This is a genomic window from Pseudomonas sp. P4_C1, from assembly GCF_056402155.1.
Window position 1 is genome coordinate 1 of record NZ_JBFUHY010000011.1, and the last position, 17101, is coordinate 17101.

General features: G+C 58.2%; 13 protein-coding genes and 1 pseudogene. 12 read left to right on the forward strand and 2 right to left on the reverse strand.

Features of this window, described 5'->3' with window-relative positions; translation table 11 throughout:
* Nucleotides 1–862 precede the first annotated feature (862 nt).
* Entirely contained in the window at nt 863–2152 is a 1290-nt protein-coding gene (gene gltA / locus AC1DU9_RS09695; RefSeq protein WP_223463340.1) for a citrate synthase, read from the reverse strand.
* Nucleotides 2153–2515: 363 nt separating this feature from the next.
* On the opposite strand from gltA, the gene sdhC reads away from it, so the two are divergent.
* The 12 genes and pseudogenes from sdhC to AC1DU9_RS09755 form a co-directional block, all read left to right on the forward strand.
* A complete protein-coding gene (sdhC, locus tag AC1DU9_RS09700) occupies nt 2516–2890 on the forward strand; it encodes a succinate dehydrogenase, cytochrome b556 subunit (protein ID WP_033052382.1) in 375 nt (124 codons plus the stop codon).
* Nucleotides 2884–3252, forward strand: a complete 369-nt coding sequence (sdhD, locus tag AC1DU9_RS09705) for a succinate dehydrogenase, hydrophobic membrane anchor protein (RefSeq protein ID WP_095139417.1) — start codon at nt 2884–2886, stop codon at nt 3250–3252. Before sdhC ends, sdhD begins: the two co-directional genes overlap by 7 nt.
* A 3-nt stretch (nt 3253–3255) precedes the next feature.
* On the forward strand, nt 3256–5028 hold the full coding sequence (gene sdhA / locus AC1DU9_RS09710) for a succinate dehydrogenase flavoprotein subunit (RefSeq protein ID WP_223463339.1): 1773 nt from the start codon (nt 3256–3258) through the stop codon (nt 5026–5028).
* An 11-nt stretch (nt 5029–5039) separates the two neighbouring features.
* A complete protein-coding gene (locus tag AC1DU9_RS09715) occupies nt 5040–5744 on the forward strand; it encodes a succinate dehydrogenase iron-sulfur subunit (RefSeq protein WP_003223007.1) in 705 nt (234 codons plus the stop codon).
* 261 nt (nt 5745–6005) lie between these two features.
* Entirely contained in the window at nt 6006–8837 is a 2832-nt protein-coding gene (locus AC1DU9_RS09720) for a 2-oxoglutarate dehydrogenase E1 component (RefSeq protein WP_223463338.1), read from the forward strand.
* 42 nt (nt 8838–8879) lie between these two features.
* Nucleotides 8880–10094, forward strand: a complete 1215-nt coding sequence (gene odhB / locus AC1DU9_RS09725; RefSeq protein WP_223463337.1) for a 2-oxoglutarate dehydrogenase complex dihydrolipoyllysine-residue succinyltransferase — start codon at nt 8880–8882, stop codon at nt 10092–10094.
* Nucleotides 10095–10204: 110 nt separating this feature from the next.
* Nucleotides 10205–11641 (forward strand): dihydrolipoyl dehydrogenase, encoded by a 1437-nt coding sequence (lpdA, locus tag AC1DU9_RS09730; protein ID WP_223463336.1) that lies wholly within the window; start codon nt 10205–10207, stop codon nt 11639–11641.
* A 196-nt stretch (nt 11642–11837) separates the two neighbouring features.
* Nucleotides 11838–13004, forward strand: coding sequence for an ADP-forming succinate--CoA ligase subunit beta (gene sucC / locus AC1DU9_RS09735; protein WP_007919879.1), 1167 nt, complete (start codon nt 11838–11840; stop codon nt 13002–13004).
* Nucleotides 13004–13885, forward strand: a complete 882-nt coding sequence (gene sucD, locus AC1DU9_RS09740; RefSeq protein ID WP_003223019.1) for a succinate--CoA ligase subunit alpha — start codon at nt 13004–13006, stop codon at nt 13883–13885. Before sucC ends, sucD begins: the two co-directional genes overlap by 1 nt.
* Before the next feature lie 412 nt (nt 13886–14297).
* Nucleotides 14298–15611, forward strand: coding sequence for a branched-chain amino acid transport system II carrier protein (brnQ, locus tag AC1DU9_RS09745; protein WP_223463335.1), 1314 nt, complete (start codon nt 14298–14300; stop codon nt 15609–15611).
* 278 nt (nt 15612–15889) lie between these two features.
* A complete protein-coding gene (locus tag AC1DU9_RS09750) occupies nt 15890–16627 on the forward strand; it encodes a DUF599 domain-containing protein (protein WP_223463334.1) in 738 nt (245 codons plus the stop codon).
* 6 nt (nt 16628–16633) lie between these two features.
* Nucleotides 16634–16762: pseudogene (locus AC1DU9_RS09755) on the forward strand (MAPEG family protein); the annotation flags it as partial.
* Between the two features lie 67 nt (nt 16763–16829).
* On the opposite strand, the gene AC1DU9_RS09760 reads toward AC1DU9_RS09755, so the two are convergent.
* Nucleotides 16830–17084, reverse strand: a complete 255-nt coding sequence (locus AC1DU9_RS09760; RefSeq protein WP_223463333.1) for a hypothetical protein — start codon at nt 17082–17084, stop codon at nt 16830–16832.
* Nucleotides 17085–17101 lie beyond the last annotated feature (17 nt).

Below are 17101 nucleotides of genomic sequence, written 5' to 3' on the forward strand. Positions count from 1 at the left end.
CGCTTAGGCTCGGCGTTCCTTCGCTCCGGTATTCATCCGGGGGCATTGCCCTCCGGTCGGCTTCGCTTCGACCTACATGCAATGAGTTCGACTGCGTCGAACGGCGCTGCGCGCCAAACCCCGGATAAACACCTCCGCTCAGCCTGCCGAGGGGGCGGGTGGATCAAGATCAAAAGCTGCAGGCGAGCTAACGCTCGGCCTGATGAGTGGTGAGAAACGTCTGTGTACGCCGCTCTGCCTTTGCCCTTCTGTGGGAGCGACGGTGCGGCGATCCGACTTGCTCGCGATGGCGGCCTGCCAGTCAACATCGATGTCGGATGTACTGGCCTCATCGCGAGCAAGCTCGCTCCCACAGGTTTGGTGCCGTTCGAATAATTTGTGTTCGACGCAAATACTGTGGAAGCAAGCTTGCTTGCGATGGCAGCCTGCCAGCTGCCCGAAATTTTGCAGCAAACCCAACCAACAACCAGGCCGGCCGGTAGGCCGCCTCGGGCGCTTTTGCGGTGTACGCCCCCTCGTGAGGCCGAGTGGAGGTTCTGCGCAGTGGGCAACCCGGCATGGATGCCGGGTTAGCCGCCGCCGGCCATGGATGGCCGATGGCGGCGGGCCCACGGAGCAGGACCGGAGCGAGGGCATGCCGAGCCACAGCGAGGCACCGAACGTCAGGGGCAAGAGCCCTTTGGTTACTTTGGGGCTTTTCCAAAGTGACCCGCTGTAAGAGCGGAACCATAAGAGGCCGTTACCGCAAAAACGGATATGTACACCATCAAAAAACCGCACAAACAAAAACGGCCTCCTGCTCTTTATATAAAAAGCAGAGGCCGTTCCCGGTACAACTCAACACGCTACAGCAAGACAGGTCTTACTTGCGGTCTTCCAGCTTGGTGATGTCACGCGACTCGTAGCCGGTGTACAACTGGCGCGGACGGCCAATCTTGTACGGGCTGGAGAGCATTTCCTTCCAGTGGGAGATCCAGCCGACGGTCCGCGCCAGGGCGAAGATCACGGTGAACATGCTGGTTGGAATGCCGATCGCCTTGAGGATGATCCCCGAGTAGAAGTCGACGTTCGGGTACAGCGAGCGCTCGATGAAGTACGGGTCGGTCAGGGCGATCTCTTCCAGGCGCATGGCCAGTTCGAGCTGCGGATCGTTCTGGATGCCCAGTTCCTTCAACACTTCGTCGCAGGTCTGCTTCATGACGGTGGCGCGCGGGTCGCGGTTTTTGTAAACGCGGTGACCGAAGCCCATCAGTTTGAACGGATCGTTCTTGTCCTTGGCCTTGGCGATGAACTTGTCGATGTTGGAAACATCGCCGATTTCATCGAGCATGGTCAGTACGGCTTCGTTTGCACCGCCGTGGGCAGGGCCCCACAGTGCAGCGATACCGGCGGCGATACAGGCGAACGGGTTGGCACCCGAAGAACCGGCCAGGCGCACGGTGGAAGTCGACGCGTTCTGCTCGTGGTCGGCGTGGAGGATGAAGATCCGGTCCATGGCCTTGGCGAGTACCGGGCTGATCGGTTTGATCTCGCACGGGGTGTTGAACATCATGTGCAGGAAGTTTTCCGCGTACGACAGGTCGTTGCGCGGGTACATCATGGGTTGGCCCATGGAGTACTTGTAAACCATCGCTGCCAGGGTCGGCATCTTGGCAACCAGGCGGATCGCGGAGATTTCGCGATGCTGCGGGTTCTTGATGTCCAGGGAGTCGTGGTAGAAGGCCGAGAGGGCACCGACTACGCCGCACATGACGGCCATCGGGTGGGCGTCGCGACGGAAGCCGTTGAAGAAGGTCTTCAGCTGCTCGTGGACCATGGTGTGGTTCTTCACGGTGCTGACGAACTGGGCCTTCTGTTCTGCGGTCGGCAGTTCGCCGTTGAGCAGCAGGTAGCAGGTCTCCAGATAGTCCGACTTCTCGGCCAACTGTTCGATCGGGTAGCCGCGGTGCAGCAGAATGCCGTTGTCGCCATCAATATAGGTGATCTTCGACTCACACGAGGCGGTCGACATGAAACCCGGGTCAAAGGTGAAACGGCCCGTGACCGTCAGGCCCCGAACATCGATAACATCGGGACCAACGGTGCCGGTTAAAATGGGCAGCTCGACGGGGGCTGCGCCCTCGATGATCAACTGCGCTTTTTTGTCAGCCATGTGGCCTCCTATTTATGCTTGAAATCATCAGACAGACCCCCCACGCAGGGCCCGCACCACTATAGTGAGATAAATTCGAATGTCAATTTGCCTAAAGTCTTGCTCCAGAAGGCTTTAACCGGACTTTTTCCTCGAAATTGACTGCCATTTACGCCTTTTATGTCAGTTGCGCAATCAGCTGTTTGGGTTAGGTGTTTGCGTTGTCATTAGTAGCCTAACTGTCTATACTCGGCCACCGACCGCCAAGGGCTTTTGGGCCTGCTTTATTGGGGGTCGCATCCCTGGGTGGTGGTTACCTGACCAGTGCACTCCCCAACAACTTTGCCCTGATTGTTAGGGGCTCTTCAGTGTGAAAAAAAAGCCGTGAAAAGCCAACGACCTGTAAACCTAGACCTAAGGACCATCAAACTCCCCATCACCGGCGTTACGTCGTTTCTTCACCGTGTTTCCGGCATCATCCTCTTCCTGGGCCTTGGCTTCATGCTTTATGCATTGGGCAAATCCCTGGGTTCCGAGGAAGGTTTTGCCGACGTGAAGGCAACCTTGACCAGCCCGCTGGCCAAGTTCGTAGCATGGGGCCTCCTGTCCGCTCTTCTTTATCACCTGGTAGCCGGTGTGCGCCACTTGATTATGGATATGGGCATCGGTGAGACGCTGGAAGGCGGCCGCCTGGGCTCGAAAATTATCATCGCCGTTTCCGTGGTGTTGATCGTTCTGGCAGGAGTTTGGATATGGTAACCAGCGTTACGAACCTTTCGCGTTCCGGTCTTTATGACTGGATGGCGCAACGTGTGTCTGCGGTCGTTCTCGCGGCTTATTTCATCTTCCTGATCGGCTACCTCGCGGTGAATCCGGGCATTGGCTATGAACAATGGCACGGCCTGTTCGCCCACAACGGGATGCGTATCTTCAGTCTGCTGGCCCTGGTGGCCCTGGGCGCTCACGCCTGGGTCGGCATGTGGACCATCGCGACCGACTACCTGACGCCGATGGCGCTGGGCAAGTCCGCGACTGCAGTGCGTTTCCTTTTCCAGGCAGTATGCGGCGTCGCGATGTTCGCTTACTTCGTCTGGGGTGTGCAGATTCTCTGGGGTATCTGATTCATGGCTAACATTCCAACGATTTCTTTCGACGCCATCATTATTGGTGGTGGCGGTGCCGGCATGCGCGCGGCGCTGCAACTGGCACAGGGCGGTCACAAGACTGCCGTGATCACCAAGGTTTTTCCGACCCGTTCGCACACTGTATCCGCTCAAGGCGGCATCACCTGCGCCATCGCGTCTGCTGACCCGAACGATGACTGGCGCTGGCACATGTACGATACCGTCAAGGGTTCCGACTACATCGGTGACCAGGACGCTATCGAATATATGTGTCAGGAAGGTCCGGCTGCCGTTTACGAGCTGGACCACATGGGCATGCCATTCTCGCGTACCGAGCAAGGCCGTATCTATCAGCGTCCGTTCGGTGGCCAGTCCAAGGACTACGGTAAAGGCGGCCAGGCTGCGCGTACTTGCGCTGCTTCCGACCGTACCGGTCACGCACTGCTGCACACCCTTTATCAGGGCAACCTGAAAGCCGGTACCGTGTTCCTGAACGAGTACTACGCTGTCGACCTGGTAAAAAACCAGGATGGCGCTTTCGTCGGCGTGATCGCGATCTGCATCGAAACCGGCGAAACCACCTACATCCGTGCCAAGGCCACCGTACTGGCCACCGGCGGTGCAGGTCGTATCTACGCTTCGACCACCAACGCCCTGATCAACACCGGTGACGGCGTTGGCATGGCGCTGCGTGCCGGCGTACCGGTGCAAGACATCGAAATGTGGCAGTTCCACCCGACCGGCATCGCCGGCGCTGGTGTACTGGTTACCGAAGGTTGCCGTGGTGAAGGTGGCTACCTGATCAACAAGCACGGCGAGCGTTTCATGGAGCGTTATGCTCCGAACGCCAAAGACCTTGCCGGTCGTGACGTTGTTGCCCGTTCGATGGTTAAGGAAATCATCGCCGGCAACGGTTGCGGTCCGAACGGCGACCACGTGATGCTCAAGCTCGACCACCTGGGCGAGGAAGTACTGCACAGCCGTCTGCCAGGCATCTGCGAGCTGTCGAAGACTTTTGCGCACGTTGACCCGGTTGTTGCTCCGGTTCCGGTTGTTCCAACCTGCCACTACATGATGGGCGGCGTTGCCACCAACATTCACGGTCAGGCGATCACTCAGGACGCTGATGGCGTTGATGCCATCATTCCGGGCCTGTTCGCAGTAGGCGAAGTGGCTTGCGTATCGGTTCATGGTGCCAACCGTCTGGGCGGCAACTCGCTGCTCGACCTGGTGGTATTCGGCCGTGCTGCCGGCCTGCACCTGGAAAAGGCGCTGACCGACGGTATCGAATACGACGACGCCACCGACGCCGACATCAATGCGGCCCTGGCACGCCTGTCCGCTCTGAACGAGCGTACCGAAGGCGAAGACGTGGCTACCTTGCGTCGCGAGCTGCAAAACTGCATGCAGAACTACTTCGGTGTGTTCCGTACCGGCGAATACATGCAGAAGGGTATTGCCCAGCTGGCTGATCTGCGCAAGCGCATCGCCAACGTGAAGATCAACGATAAGTCGCAGGCGTTCAACACTGCGCGTATCGAAGCTCTGGAACTGCAGAACCTGCTGGAAGTGGCCGAAGCCACTGCCATCGCTGCAGAAGTACGTAAAGAGTCCCGTGGTGCTCACGCCCGTGAAGACTTCGAAGACCGTGACGACGAAAACTGGCTGTGCCACACCCTGTACTTCCCGGGTGACAAGCGCGTGACCAAGCGTGCCGTGAACTTCTCGCCGAAGACTGTTCCGACTTTTGAACCTAAGATTCGGACTTATTAAGGGTGGCCGCCATGTTGCAAGTCAGCGTTTATCGTTACAACCCTGATCAGGACGCCGCGCCGTTCATGCAGGAATTCCAGGTCGATACCGGTGGTAAAGACCTGATGGTGCTGGACGTACTGGCCCTGATCAAAGAGCAGGACGAAGGTTTCTCCTATCGTCGCTCTTGCCGTGAAGGTGTTTGCGGTTCCGACGGCATGAACATCAACGGCAAAAACGGCCTGGCGTGCATCACGCCGCTGTCTGCCGTTGTAAAAGGTAACAAGTTGATCGTTCGTCCGCTGCCAGGTTTGCCGGTTATCCGTGACTTGGTCGTCGATATGAGCATCTTCTACAAGCAATACGAGAAGGTTAAGCCATACCTGCAGAACGACACGCCGGCTCCGGCCATCGAGCGTCTGCAGTCCCCTGAAGAGCGTGAGAAGCTCGACGGTCTGTACGAGTGCATCCTGTGCGCCTGCTGCTCGACCTCTTGCCCGTCCTTCTGGTGGAACCCGGACAAGTTCCTGGGTCCAGCTGCTCTGCTGCAAGCGTACCGCTTCCTGGCAGACAGCCGTGACACCAAGACGTCCGAGCGTCTGGCTTCGCTGGATGACCCGTTCAGCGTATTCCGCTGCCGCGGGATCATGAACTGCGTCAACGTATGTCCGAAAGGCCTGAACCCGACTAAGGCCATCGGTCACATCCGTAACATGTTGCTCTCGAGCGGCGTGTGATTCAGCTGCTGTACCCGTAGGACCGCAATACCCGTAGATGCTACGGCGCAGGCTTCAACCGGCGCCGTAGTTTTAACCTGAGCAGCAGCTTAAAAGGCTGCGGCTCTTATTTTGAAGAAATGAGACAAGCAGGGGCATCCGGGCTGGTACCCGGACTATCAGTGTGATCCTAGTGGCTTGTTTTGGTCGCTGCATTCGGACTTCTGCAAGTTTGCTCGGTGTCGACGCCGATGGTGTTCCCCTAACCGAGGGTGACCAAGCATGCAAGAAAGCGTGATGCAGCGCATGTGGAACAGTGCCTACCTATCCGGTAGTAACGCTGCCTATGTGGAAGAGCTCTACGAGCTCTACCTGCACGACCCTAACGCTGTGCCAGAAGAGTGGCGCACCTACTTCCAGAAGTTGCCTGCTGACGGCAACACTGCCACCGATGTTTCGCACTCCACAATTCGCGATCATTTCGTCTTGCTGGCAAAGAACCAGCGCCGCGCCCAACCGGTTTCCGCCGGCAGCGTGAGCAGTGAGCACGAGAAGAAGCAAGTTGAAGTGCTGCGATTGATCCAGGCCTACCGTATGCGTGGCCACCAGGCAGCCCAGCTTGACCCGCTGGGACTGTGGCAGCGTCCTGCACCTGCAGACCTGTCGATCAATCATTACGGCTTGACCAATGCCGATCTTGATACGACCTTCCGTGCCGGCGACCTGTTCATCGGCAAAGAGGAAGCGAGCCTACGCGAAATTCACGAAGCGTTGCAGCAGACATATTGCCGCACCATCGGCGCTGAATTCACGCATATCACCGATTCCGAGCAGCGTCAGTGGTTCCAGCAGCGTCTGGAAAGCGTGCGCGGTCGTCCGACGTACTCCGCCGACATCAAGAGCCACCTGCTCGAGCGCGTGACCGCCGGCGAAGGCCTGGAAAAATACCTGGGCACCAAATACCCGGGTACCAAGCGTTTCGGTCTGGAAGGCGGCGAGAGCCTGATTCCGATGCTCGACGAGCTGATCCAGCGTTCCGGTTCCTACGGCACCAAGGAAATCGTCATCGGCATGGCCCACCGTGGCCGTCTGAACGTGCTGGTCAACACCTTCGGCAAGAACCCGCGCGAGCTGTTCGACGAGTTCGAAGGCAAGAAGAAGGTCGAGCTGGGTTCCGGTGACGTCAAATACCACCAGGGCTTCTCGTCCAACGTGATGACCACTGGCGGTGAAGTTCACTTGGCGATGGCGTTCAACCCGTCCCACCTGGAAATCGTTTCCCCGGTGGTCGAGGGTTCGGTTCGCGCCCGTCAGGACCGTCGTAACGATCCTACAGGCGAGAAGGTTCTGCCGATCTCCATCCACGGTGACGCTGCATTCGCAGGTCAGGGCGTGGTCATGGAAACCTTCCAGATGTCGCAGACCCGCGGTTTCAAAACCGGCGGTACCGTGCACATCGTGATCAACAACCAGGTCGGTTTCACCATCAGCAACCCGCTGGACTCGCGCTCCACCGAGTACGCGACCGACGTTGCGAAAATGATCCAGGCGCCGATCCTCCATGTGAATGGCGATGATCCGGAAGCCGTATTGTTCGTGACTCAGCTGGCCATCGACTACCGCATGCAGTTCAAGCGTGACGTGGTGATCGACCTGGTCTGCTACCGTCGTCGCGGCCACAACGAGGCCGACGAGCCAAGCGGCACCCAGCCGATCATGTATCAGCAGATCACCAAGCAGCGCACCACCCGTGAGCTGTATGCCGATCGTCTGACCCAGGGTGGTGTGCTGGACGCAGAGCGTGTTCAGGCGAAAGTCGACGAATACCGCAACGCGCTGGACAACGGCCTGCACGTCGTGAAGAGCCTGGTCAAAGAGCCGAACAAAGAGCTGTTCGTGGACTGGCGTCCGTACCTGGGTCACACCTGGACCGCGCGTCACGACACTCGCTTCGACCTCAAGACCTTGCAGGAACTGTCCGCCAAGCTGCTGGAAATCCCGGAAGGCTTCGTGGTTCAGCGCCAGGTAGCGAAGATCTACGAAGATCGTCAGAAGATGCAAGCCGGCGGCCTGCCGATCAACTGGGGTTACGCCGAAACCATGGCGTACGCGACCCTGGCCTTCGAAGGTCACCCGATCCGCATGACTGGCCAGGACATCGGCCGCGGTACGTTCTCGCACCGTCATGCCGTGTTGCACAACCAGAAAGACGCGGGTACCTACATCCCGTTGCAGAACCTGTACGACGGTCAGCCGCGTTTCGACCTGTACGACTCGTTCCTGTCCGAAGAAGCGGTGCTGGCGTTCGAGTATGGTTACTCGACCACCACGCCGAATGCCCTGGTTCTCTGGGAAGCCCAGTTCGGCGACTTCGCCAACGGTGCCCAGGTGGTTATCGACCAGTTCATCACCAGTGGCGAGCACAAGTGGGGTCGCCTGTGCGGTCTGACCATGCTGCTGCCGCACGGTTATGAAGGTCAGGGGCCGGAGCACTCCTCGGCTCGTCTGGAGCGTTACCTGCAGCTGTGCGCCGAGCACAACATTCAGGTGTGCATGCCGACGACGCCGGCTCAGATCTACCATTTGCTGCGCCGTCAGGTGATTCGCCCGCTGCGCAAACCATTGGTAGTCCTGACTCCGAAGTCGCTGCTGCGCCACAAGCTGGCCATCTCGACGCTGGAAGATCTGGCCGAAGGTTCGTTCCAGACCGTTATTCCGGAAATCGATGCCCAAGACCCGAAAAAGGTCGAGCGCGTTGTTCTGTGTAGCGGCAAGGTCTACTACGACCTGCTGGAAAAACGCCGTGCCGAAGGTCGTGACGACATCGCTGTCGTGCGTATCGAGCAGTTGTACCCGTTCCCTGAGGACGACTTGAAAGAAGTCCTGGCGCCTTACACCAACGCCAAGCATGCCGTCTGGTGTCAGGAAGAGCCGATGAACCAGGGGGCGTGGTACTGCAGCCAACACCACATGCGTCGCAGCATCAGCAACCTCAACAAGTCTCTCGTACTCGAGTACGCGGGCCGTGAGGCTTCTGCTGCACCAGCATGCGGTTACGCATCGATGCACGCCGAACAGCAGGAACAACTGCTGCAAGACGCCTTTACTGTTTAACGCCTTCGCGCACCTGAAACCGAATTTAAGGAACCACAGACAATGGCTATCGAGATCAAAGCCCCCACTTTCCCGGAATCGGTTGCCGATGGCACCGTTGCCACCTGGCACAAAAAACCGGGCGACGCCGTCAAGCGTGATGAGCTGATCGTCGACATCGAAACCGACAAGGTCGTGCTGGAAGTCCTGGCCACCGCTGACGGCGTGCTGGGCGCGATCATCAAGAACGAAGGCGACACTGTTCTGTCCGACGAAGTACTGGGCTCCATCGGCGAAGGCAGTGGCGCCGCCGCTCCAGCCGCTGCTGCTCCAGCGGCTGCCGCTGCTCCAGCTGCCGCCGAAGGCGAAGACGATCCTGTTGCTGCTCCAGCTGCCCGCAAGCTGGCTGAAGAGAACGGCATCAACATCGCTTCCGTTGCCGGCACAGGCAAAGGCGGTCGCGTGACCAAGGAAGACGTGGTTGCAGCCGTTGCTGCCAAGAAAGCCGCTCCGGCTGCCGCGCCTGCCAAGGCTGCTGCACCTGCCGCTGCTGCTCCGGTGTTCGCTGCTGGCGAGCGCATCGAGAAGCGCGTACCGATGACCCGCGTGCGGGCCACCGTTGCCAAGCGTCTGGTTGAAGCTCAATCGAACATGGCGATGCTGACCACTTTCAACGAAGTCGACATGACCGAAGTCATGGCGCTGCGCTCGAAGTACAAGGATCTGTTCGAGAAGTCCCACAACGGCGTGCGCCTGGGCTTCATGTCGTTCTTCGTGAAAGCGGCCACCGAAGCGCTGAAACGCTTCCCGGCTGTCAACGCGTCGATCGACGGCGGCGACATCGTTTACCACGGCTACGCTGACGTCGGCGTTGCAGTTTCCAGTGATCGCGGCCTGGTTGTACCGGTTCTGCGTAACGCCGAACTGATGAGCCTGGCTGAAATCGAAGGCGGCATCGCCACCTTCGGCAAGAAAGCCCGCGACGGCAAACTGTCGATGGACGAAATGACCGGTGGTACTTTCACCATCACCAACGGTGGTACTTTCGGTTCGATGATGTCGACCCCGATCGTCAACCCGCCACAAGCAGCCATCCTGGGCATGCACAACATTCTGCAGCGCCCTATGGCGATCAACGGTCAAGTCGTTATCCGTCCGATGATGTACCTCGCTCTGTCCTACGATCACCGTTTGATCGACGGCAAAGAAGCTGTGACCTTCCTGGTTACCATCAAGAACCTGCTGGAAGACCCGGCTCGTTTGCTGCTGGATATCTGATTTCGTTGCACGGGCCGCTCAGCGATGGACGGCCCTTCTGTAATGACCAGCTTCGTCCCACGACGGTCCCCAAAAGGGGCCGTCCGGTTTGATTCGAGAAGGAATGACACATGACTCAGAAATTCGACGTGGTAGTGATTGGCGCGGGCCCTGGCGGCTACGTGGCTGCCATTAAAGCAGCGCAACTGGGCCTCTCCACTGCCTGCATCGAGAAGTACACCGACAAGGAAGGCAAACTGGCTCTGGGCGGTACTTGCCTGAACGTCGGCTGCATTCCATCCAAGGCCCTGCTGGACAGCTCGTGGAAATTCCACGAGGCCCAGGACGGTTTCGCGATCCACGGTATCAATCACGCTGGCGTGACCATGGACGTGCCAGCGATGGTCGGCCGTAAAGCCAACATCGTCAAAGGCCTGACCTCCGGCGTTGCGACCCTGTTCAAAGCCAACGGTGTGACCTCCATCGAGGGTCACGGCAAGCTGCTGGCCGGCAAGAAAGTCGAAGTCACCAAGCCAGACGGCTCGGTAGAAATCATCGAAGCCGAAAACGTCATCCTGGCTCCAGGTTCGCGTCCGATCGACATTCCGCCAGCTCCGGTTGACCAGAATGTGATCGTCGATTCGACTGGCGCCCTGGAATTCCAATCCGTGCCTAAGCGTCTGGGCGTGATCGGCGCTGGCGTGATCGGTCTGGAACTGGGTTCGGTCTGGTCGCGTCTGGGTGCAGAAGTGACTGTCCTGGAAGCCCTGGACACCTTCCTGATGGCAGCGGACACCGCTGTTTCCAAGGAAGCGCTGAAAACCCTGACCAAGCAAGGTCTGGACATCAAGCTGGGCGCTCGCGTAACCGGTTCCAAAGTGAACGGCGACGAAGTCGTGGTGAACTACACCGATGCCAAGGGCGAACAGAACATCACTTTCGACAAGCTGATCGTAGCCGTTGGTCGCCGTCCGGTGACCACTGATCTGCTGGCTGCCGACTGCGGCGTGACCCTGGACGAGCGCGGTTTCGTGCACGTTGACGATCACTGCGCCACCACCGTACCGGGCGTTTACGCCATTGGCGACGTGGTTCGCGGCATGATGCTGGCGCACAAGGCCTCGGAAGAGGGCATCATGGTTGTCGAGCGCATCAAGGGCCACAAGGCCCAGATGAACTATGATTTGATCCCTTCGGTTATTTATACTCACCCGGAAATCGCGTGGGTCGGTAAAACCGAGCAGGCCTTGAAAGCTGAAGGCGTTGAAGTTAACGTCGGCACCTTCCCGTTCGCAGCCTCTGGCCGTGCCATGGCTGCCAACGACACCGGTGGTTTCGTCAAGGTCATCGCAGATGCCAAGACAGACCGCGTACTGGGCGTCCACGTGATTGGCCCAAGCGCTGCAGAACTGGTTCAGCAGGGCGCGATCGGTATGGAATTCGGCACCAGCGCTGAAGATCTGGGCATGATGGTTTTCTCCCATCCGACCCTGTCCGAAGCCTTGCACGAAGCTGCTTTGGCTGTGAATGGCGGCGCCATCCACATCGCCAACCGCAAGAAGCGTTAAGACAATAAGAAACCACGGCGGAATGGCCCGTCGTGAGCCTTGCATGCAAGACTCACCGCGGAATATCCGCTGGACGCAGTCTTGCATAGCTGCACCGGGTATCCGGAAAGGCTATGCAAGCAGCAGTCACAGGTGGTGCGGCACTTGAATGAGTGCAGCACCGAATGCGCAGTACCTAACGAAGACGGTAATAAGCATGAATCTTCACGAGTATCAGGGTAAGCAGCTGTTCGCTGAGTACGGCCTGCCAGTTTCCACCGGTTACGCGGTAGACACCCCGGAAGCAGCAGCAGAAGCTTGCGACAAAATCGGCGGCAGCGAGTGGGTTGTCAAAGCCCAGGTCCACGCCGGTGGTCGCGGTAAAGCGGGCGGCGTAAAGCTGGTTCGCAGCAAAGAAGATGCCAAGGCATTCGCACAGCAGTGGCTGGGCAAGCGTCTGGTGACTTACCAGACTGACGCCAATGGTCAGCCAGTCACCAAGATCCTGGTTGAATCGTGCACTGATATCGCTAAAGAGCTGTACCTGGGCGCTGTCGTTGACCGTTCGAGCCGTCGTATCGTGTTCATGGCTTCCACCGAAGGTGGCGTGGACATCGAGAAAATCGCTCACGACACTCCAGAAAAAATTCTGAAAGCCACTATCGATCCACTGGTTGGCGCTCAGCCATTCCAGGGTCGCGAACTGGCATTCCAGTTGGGTCTGGAAGGCAAGCAGGTTGCTCAGTTCGCCAAGATCTTCGTAGGTCTGGCCAAGCTGTTCAAGGATCACGACCTGGCCCTGCTGGAAGTGAACCCGCTGGTGATCAAGGCTGACGGCGATCTGCACTGCCTGGACGCCAAGATCAACATCGATGCCAACGCCATGTACCGTCAGCCTAAGCTGAAGACTTTCCACGATCCGTCGCAAGACGATCCGCGCGAAGCGCACGCTGCCAAGTTCGAACTGAACTATGTAGCGCTGGAAGGCAACATCGGTTGCATGGTCAACGGTGCTGGCCTGGCCATGGGTACCATGGACATCGTCAACCTGCATGGCGGCAAGCCAGCCAACTTCCTCGACGTAGGTGGTGGCGCTACCAAAGAACGCGTAACTGAAGCGTTCAAGATCATCCTGTCCGACACCAACGTCGCTGCAGTACTGGTCAACATCTTCGGCGGCATCGTTCGCTGCGACATGATTGCCGAAGGCATCATCGGCGCTGTGAAAGAAGTCGGCGTGAAAATCCCGGTTGTTGTTCGCCTCGAAGGCAACAACGCTGAGCTGGGCGCTAAAGTACTGGCAGAAAGCGGTTTGAACATCATCGCTGCTACCAGCCTGACCGACGCTGCTCAACAAGTTGTCAAAGCTGCGGAGGGCAAATAATGAGCGTCCTGATCAATAAAGACACCAAAGTTATCTGCCAGGGTATTACCGGTTCGCAAGGTAGTTTCCACACCCAGCAAGCCATCGAATACGGCACCAAGATGGTCGGTGGCGTAACTCCAGGCAAAGGCGGCACCGAGCACCTGGGTCTGCCAGTGTTCAACACCGTTAAAGACGCAGTAGCGGCCACTGGCGCTACCGCCAGCGTGATCTACGTTCCGGCTCCTTTCTGCAAAGACTCGATCCTGGAAGCGGCTTTCGGCGGCATCAAGCTGATCGTCTGCATCACCGAAGGCATTCCTACCCTGGACATGCTGGACGCTAAAGTTAAGTGCGACGAGCTGGGTGTTACCCTGATCGGCCCTAACTGCCCAGGCGTGATCACCCCAGGCGAGTGCAAGATCGGCATCATGCCAGGTCACATTCACTTGCCAGGCAAGGTCGGTATCGTTTCCCGTTCCGGCACCCTGACCTACGAAGCTGTGAAGCAGACTACTGACGCCGGTTTCGGTCAGTCGACTTGCGTCGGCATCGGTGGTGACCCGATCCCGGGTTCGAACTTCATCGACATCCTGAAGCTGTTCCAGGAAGACCCGAAGACCGAAGCGATCGTGATGATCGGTGAGATCGGCGGTTCGGCTGAAGAAGAAGCGGCTGCCTACATCAAGGCACACGTGACCAAGCCGGTTGTTTCCTACATCGCTGGTGTGACTGCTCCTCCGGGCAAGCGCATGGGCCATGCTGGCGCAATCATCTCTGGCGGCAAAGGCACTGCAGACGAGAAATTCGCTGCTCTGCAAGACGCAGGCGTTAAAACCGTGCGTTCGCTGGCAGACATCGGCAAGGCCCTGGCCGAGCTGACTGGTTGGGCTGTCAAGTAAGCCTCGCGCTTGACTGACGCTTCACCAAACAAAGGCCACCTTAGGGTGGCCTTTGTCGTTTCCGGGATTTGTGTGTTGTTTGGCAGGGCCTCATCGCGAGCAAGCTCGCTCCCACAGGATTTGTGAACACTCGAGATCTATTGTGGGAGCGAGCTTGCTCGCGATGACGGACTTACAGGCCCCACCCATTTACATGCAGAAACGCGACATGGAAGTGTCGTAGATCGGAATGTTCGCCCTCTAACAGTGCGTTTCTCGTCCAAATTCGTTAGGCTACTCGCCATTTTTGCGTCCGCGGCCCACAAGGCGGCAACGCGCTAAAAGGGTTGGTCTTATACGGACCGACAGCATTTCCCTCACCCATAGGGAAATCCCTCTCTAAATTCCGATTCAGTAGTGTGGTATTTCCTTAATGAAAGTGTTGAAAGGCCAGGACATCCTGGCACTTGGTTTTATGACGTTTGCCCTGTTCGTCGGGGCTGGCAACATCATCTTCCCGCCTATCGTCGGTTTGCAGTCCGGGCCCAATGTCTGGATGGCGGCGCTGGGCTTTCTGGTCACCGCGGTCGGTCTGCCGGTGATCACCGTTGTTGCGCTGGCCAAAGTCGGTGGGGCAATGGATGCATTGAGCAGCCCGATCGGTAAAGTGGCTGGCGGCCTGTTGGCGGCTGCCTGCTATCTGGCCGTAGGGCCACTGTTCGCGACGCCACGTACCGCCACGGTATCGTTCGAAGTGGGCCTGGCGCCGCTGACCGGCGAGAGCCCGCTGGCGTTGTTCCTGTACAGCTCGGTGTACTTTCTGCTGGTGTTCTTCATCTCGTTGTATCCGGGCCGTTTGCTGGATACGGTAGGGCGCTTCCTCGCGCCGCTGAAGATTATCGCCCTGGCCGTTCTCGGCATCGCAGCATTCGCCTTGCCGGCCGGTGACATTGGTCAAGCAACCCCTGAATACGTGGCTGCACCGTTTTCCCAAGGCTTCATCAATGGTTACCTGACCATGGATACCCTGGGCGCCCTGGTGTTCGGCATCGTCATCGTCAACGCCATCCGTTCCCGCGGTGTCGAGTCGCCCGCACTGATCACCCGTTACGCGATCATTGCCGGCCTGATTGCCGGTGTGGGTCTGGCGCTGGTTTACGTCAGCCTGTTCCGTCTCGGTTCGGGCAGCCATGAAGTGGCCGCTGGCGCTACCAATGGCGCGGCGGTATTGCATGCTTACGTGCAGCACACCTTCGGATCGCTAGGTAGTGGTTTCCTTGCCGTGCTGATCTCACTGGCGTGCCTGGTGACCGCGGTCGGCCTGACCTGTGCCTGCGCCGAGTACTTCAGCCAAGTGCTGCCACTGTCCTACAAGACGCTGGTCATCATCCTTGCTGCATTCTCCCTGCTGGTGTCCAACCTGGGCCTGACCAAGCTGATTGCGTTCTCGATCCCGGTACTGACCGCGATCTACCCGCCGTGCATCGTTCTGGTGGCGTTGAGCTTCTGCAAGGACTTCTGGCATGAGCAGGGTCGTATCCTCGGCCCGGTCATGCTGGTGTCGTTCATCTTCGGCCTGATCGACGCCCTCAAGGGTGCAGGCCTGGCGGACTGGATGCCGACGCAAATGGCCCACCTGCCGCTGAGCGAGCAGGGCCTGGCCTGGCTGGTGCCGTCGGTGATGACGCTGGTCGTCGCAGTGGTTTGCGATCGCCTGCTGGGCAAGCGCGCCGAAGCCTTGGCTTAAGTCGCTTCACGGCCCGCCACAAGCGGGTTTTGAGCAGAAACAGAAATGCCCCGTATCAATCGATACGGGGCATTTTTTATGGGCATCAGGCAGTGTCTTTTTTCTTAGACTAACGTCGAAACACTGCAAAACCCTTTGTGGGAGCGAGCTTGCTCGCGATGGGGGCAGTACATTCAATATTGATGTCGGCTGACCCGCCGCCATCGTCGGAACGCCGCCCGGAGCAAGCTCGCTCCCACAGGGTCTGTGTAATCCGCATTTAAATCACAAGGACCTGCATGTCGTTCATCCAAGCCAACCTGATCCACATTCTTGCCGCTATCTGGTTCGTTATCTGCTGGGGCGGTTACACCCGCTATGCCACATGGAAGGGCCGTGATACGGCGTGCCTGGCCAGTGTTCTGCATCTTTATCGCGAAGACTGGATGCGCCGCATGCTGTTGCGCGACAACCGCATCGCCGATGCCAGCGTGATCGGCAATCTGGAGCGCAACGCTTCGTTCTTCGCCTCGAGTACGTTGATTATCCTGGCCGGTATTCTCACGGTGTTGGGGGCTTCGGAGCGGGCGGTATCGTTGCTGGCGGATATCCCGATGGTGCAGCAGGCTTCCCAGGGCATGTCGGAAATCAAGTTGCTGTGCCTGGCGCTGGTGTTTGTCTATGCGTTCTTCACGTTCAGCTGGTGCATGCGCCAGTACAACTTTGCAGCGATACTGGTGGGGTCGGCGCCGATGGTCGGTGAACGCCATGTGTCCGAGCAGGAGCGCAAGGCCTTTGCCGCCCGTGCCGCCCGTGTCATCTCCATGGCCGCCAACCAGTTCAACTTTGGCCTGCGCTCTTATTACTTCGGCATGACCATGCTGGCCTGGTTCGTTAGTCCATGGCTGTTCATGTTGATGAGTGCCGGCGTGGTCTTCGTATTGTATCGCCGCGAGTTTCACTCCGACGTTCTCGATGTGATGGTCTATACCCCTACAGAGGCGCCATTGTCCGAGATGAATAAAGAGGCTGCCTGATCGGGCGCCCGCGCTGGCTATCCAGTGTGTTACTGGAAAGAGCTGGTCTGGCAAAGCAGTCTGGTTTGGCTGGTGGGATTAATCTGTTCTTTGTTGTTGATGATTAGTCCGACTTTTCGAACGTTTTTGCTCTAAGCGCTTTTCTGAAGACAAAAGAAAACCCGCACTTGGCGGGTTTTCTTTCATCACGCAAAAAAGCGGATTAGTACTTAGGCGCTTGCGGAGCGGCTGGAGCGGCCTCTTTTGGCGCTTCGGCGTTCGATTCAGTCTGATTTTTGGCGGCTTCGGCGTTTTCTTTCGCCGCGTCGTTCACTTTATCCTGAGCTTCGTTCATTTTTTGCTGGGCTTGCTCAGCATGTTGGTTAGCATCTTGAGCTTTGTCCTCGGATTTTTTATCGCAGGCAGCGAGACCGAGGGAAGCGGTCAGCATCAAGGCAATAGCTAAAGTCTTACGCATGGGGTGTTTCTCCTGAT

Bases quoted from the DNA above. Each gene is read 5' to 3' on its own strand.
- sdhD (WP_095139417.1), top strand. From the start codon at position 2,884: ATGGTAACCAGCGTTACGAACCTTTCGCGTTCCGGTCTTTATGACTGG.
- sucC (WP_007919879.1), top strand. From the start codon at position 11,838: ATGAATCTTCACGAGTATCAGGGTAAGCAGCTGTTCGCTGAGTACGGC.
- odhB (WP_223463337.1), top strand. From the start codon at position 8,880: ATGGCTATCGAGATCAAAGCCCCCACTTTCCCGGAATCGGTTGCCGAT.
- AC1DU9_RS09720 (WP_223463338.1), top strand. From the start codon at position 6,006: ATGCAAGAAAGCGTGATGCAGCGCATGTGGAACAGTGCCTACCTATCC.
- AC1DU9_RS09750 (WP_223463334.1), top strand. From the start codon at position 15,890: ATGTCGTTCATCCAAGCCAACCTGATCCACATTCTTGCCGCTATCTGG.
- brnQ (WP_223463335.1), top strand. From the start codon at position 14,298: ATGAAAGTGTTGAAAGGCCAGGACATCCTGGCACTTGGTTTTATGACG.
- AC1DU9_RS09715 (WP_003223007.1), top strand. From the start codon at position 5,040: ATGTTGCAAGTCAGCGTTTATCGTTACAACCCTGATCAGGACGCCGCG.
- sdhA (WP_223463339.1), top strand. From the start codon at position 3,256: ATGGCTAACATTCCAACGATTTCTTTCGACGCCATCATTATTGGTGGT.
- gltA (WP_223463340.1), bottom strand. From the start codon at position 2,152: ATGGCTGACAAAAAAGCGCAGTTGATCATCGAGGGCGCAGCCCCCGTC.
- AC1DU9_RS09760 (WP_223463333.1), bottom strand. From the start codon at position 17,084: ATGCGTAAGACTTTAGCTATTGCCTTGATGCTGACCGCTTCCCTCGGT.
- lpdA (WP_223463336.1), top strand. From the start codon at position 10,205: ATGACTCAGAAATTCGACGTGGTAGTGATTGGCGCGGGCCCTGGCGGC.
- sucD (WP_003223019.1), top strand. From the start codon at position 13,004: ATGAGCGTCCTGATCAATAAAGACACCAAAGTTATCTGCCAGGGTATT.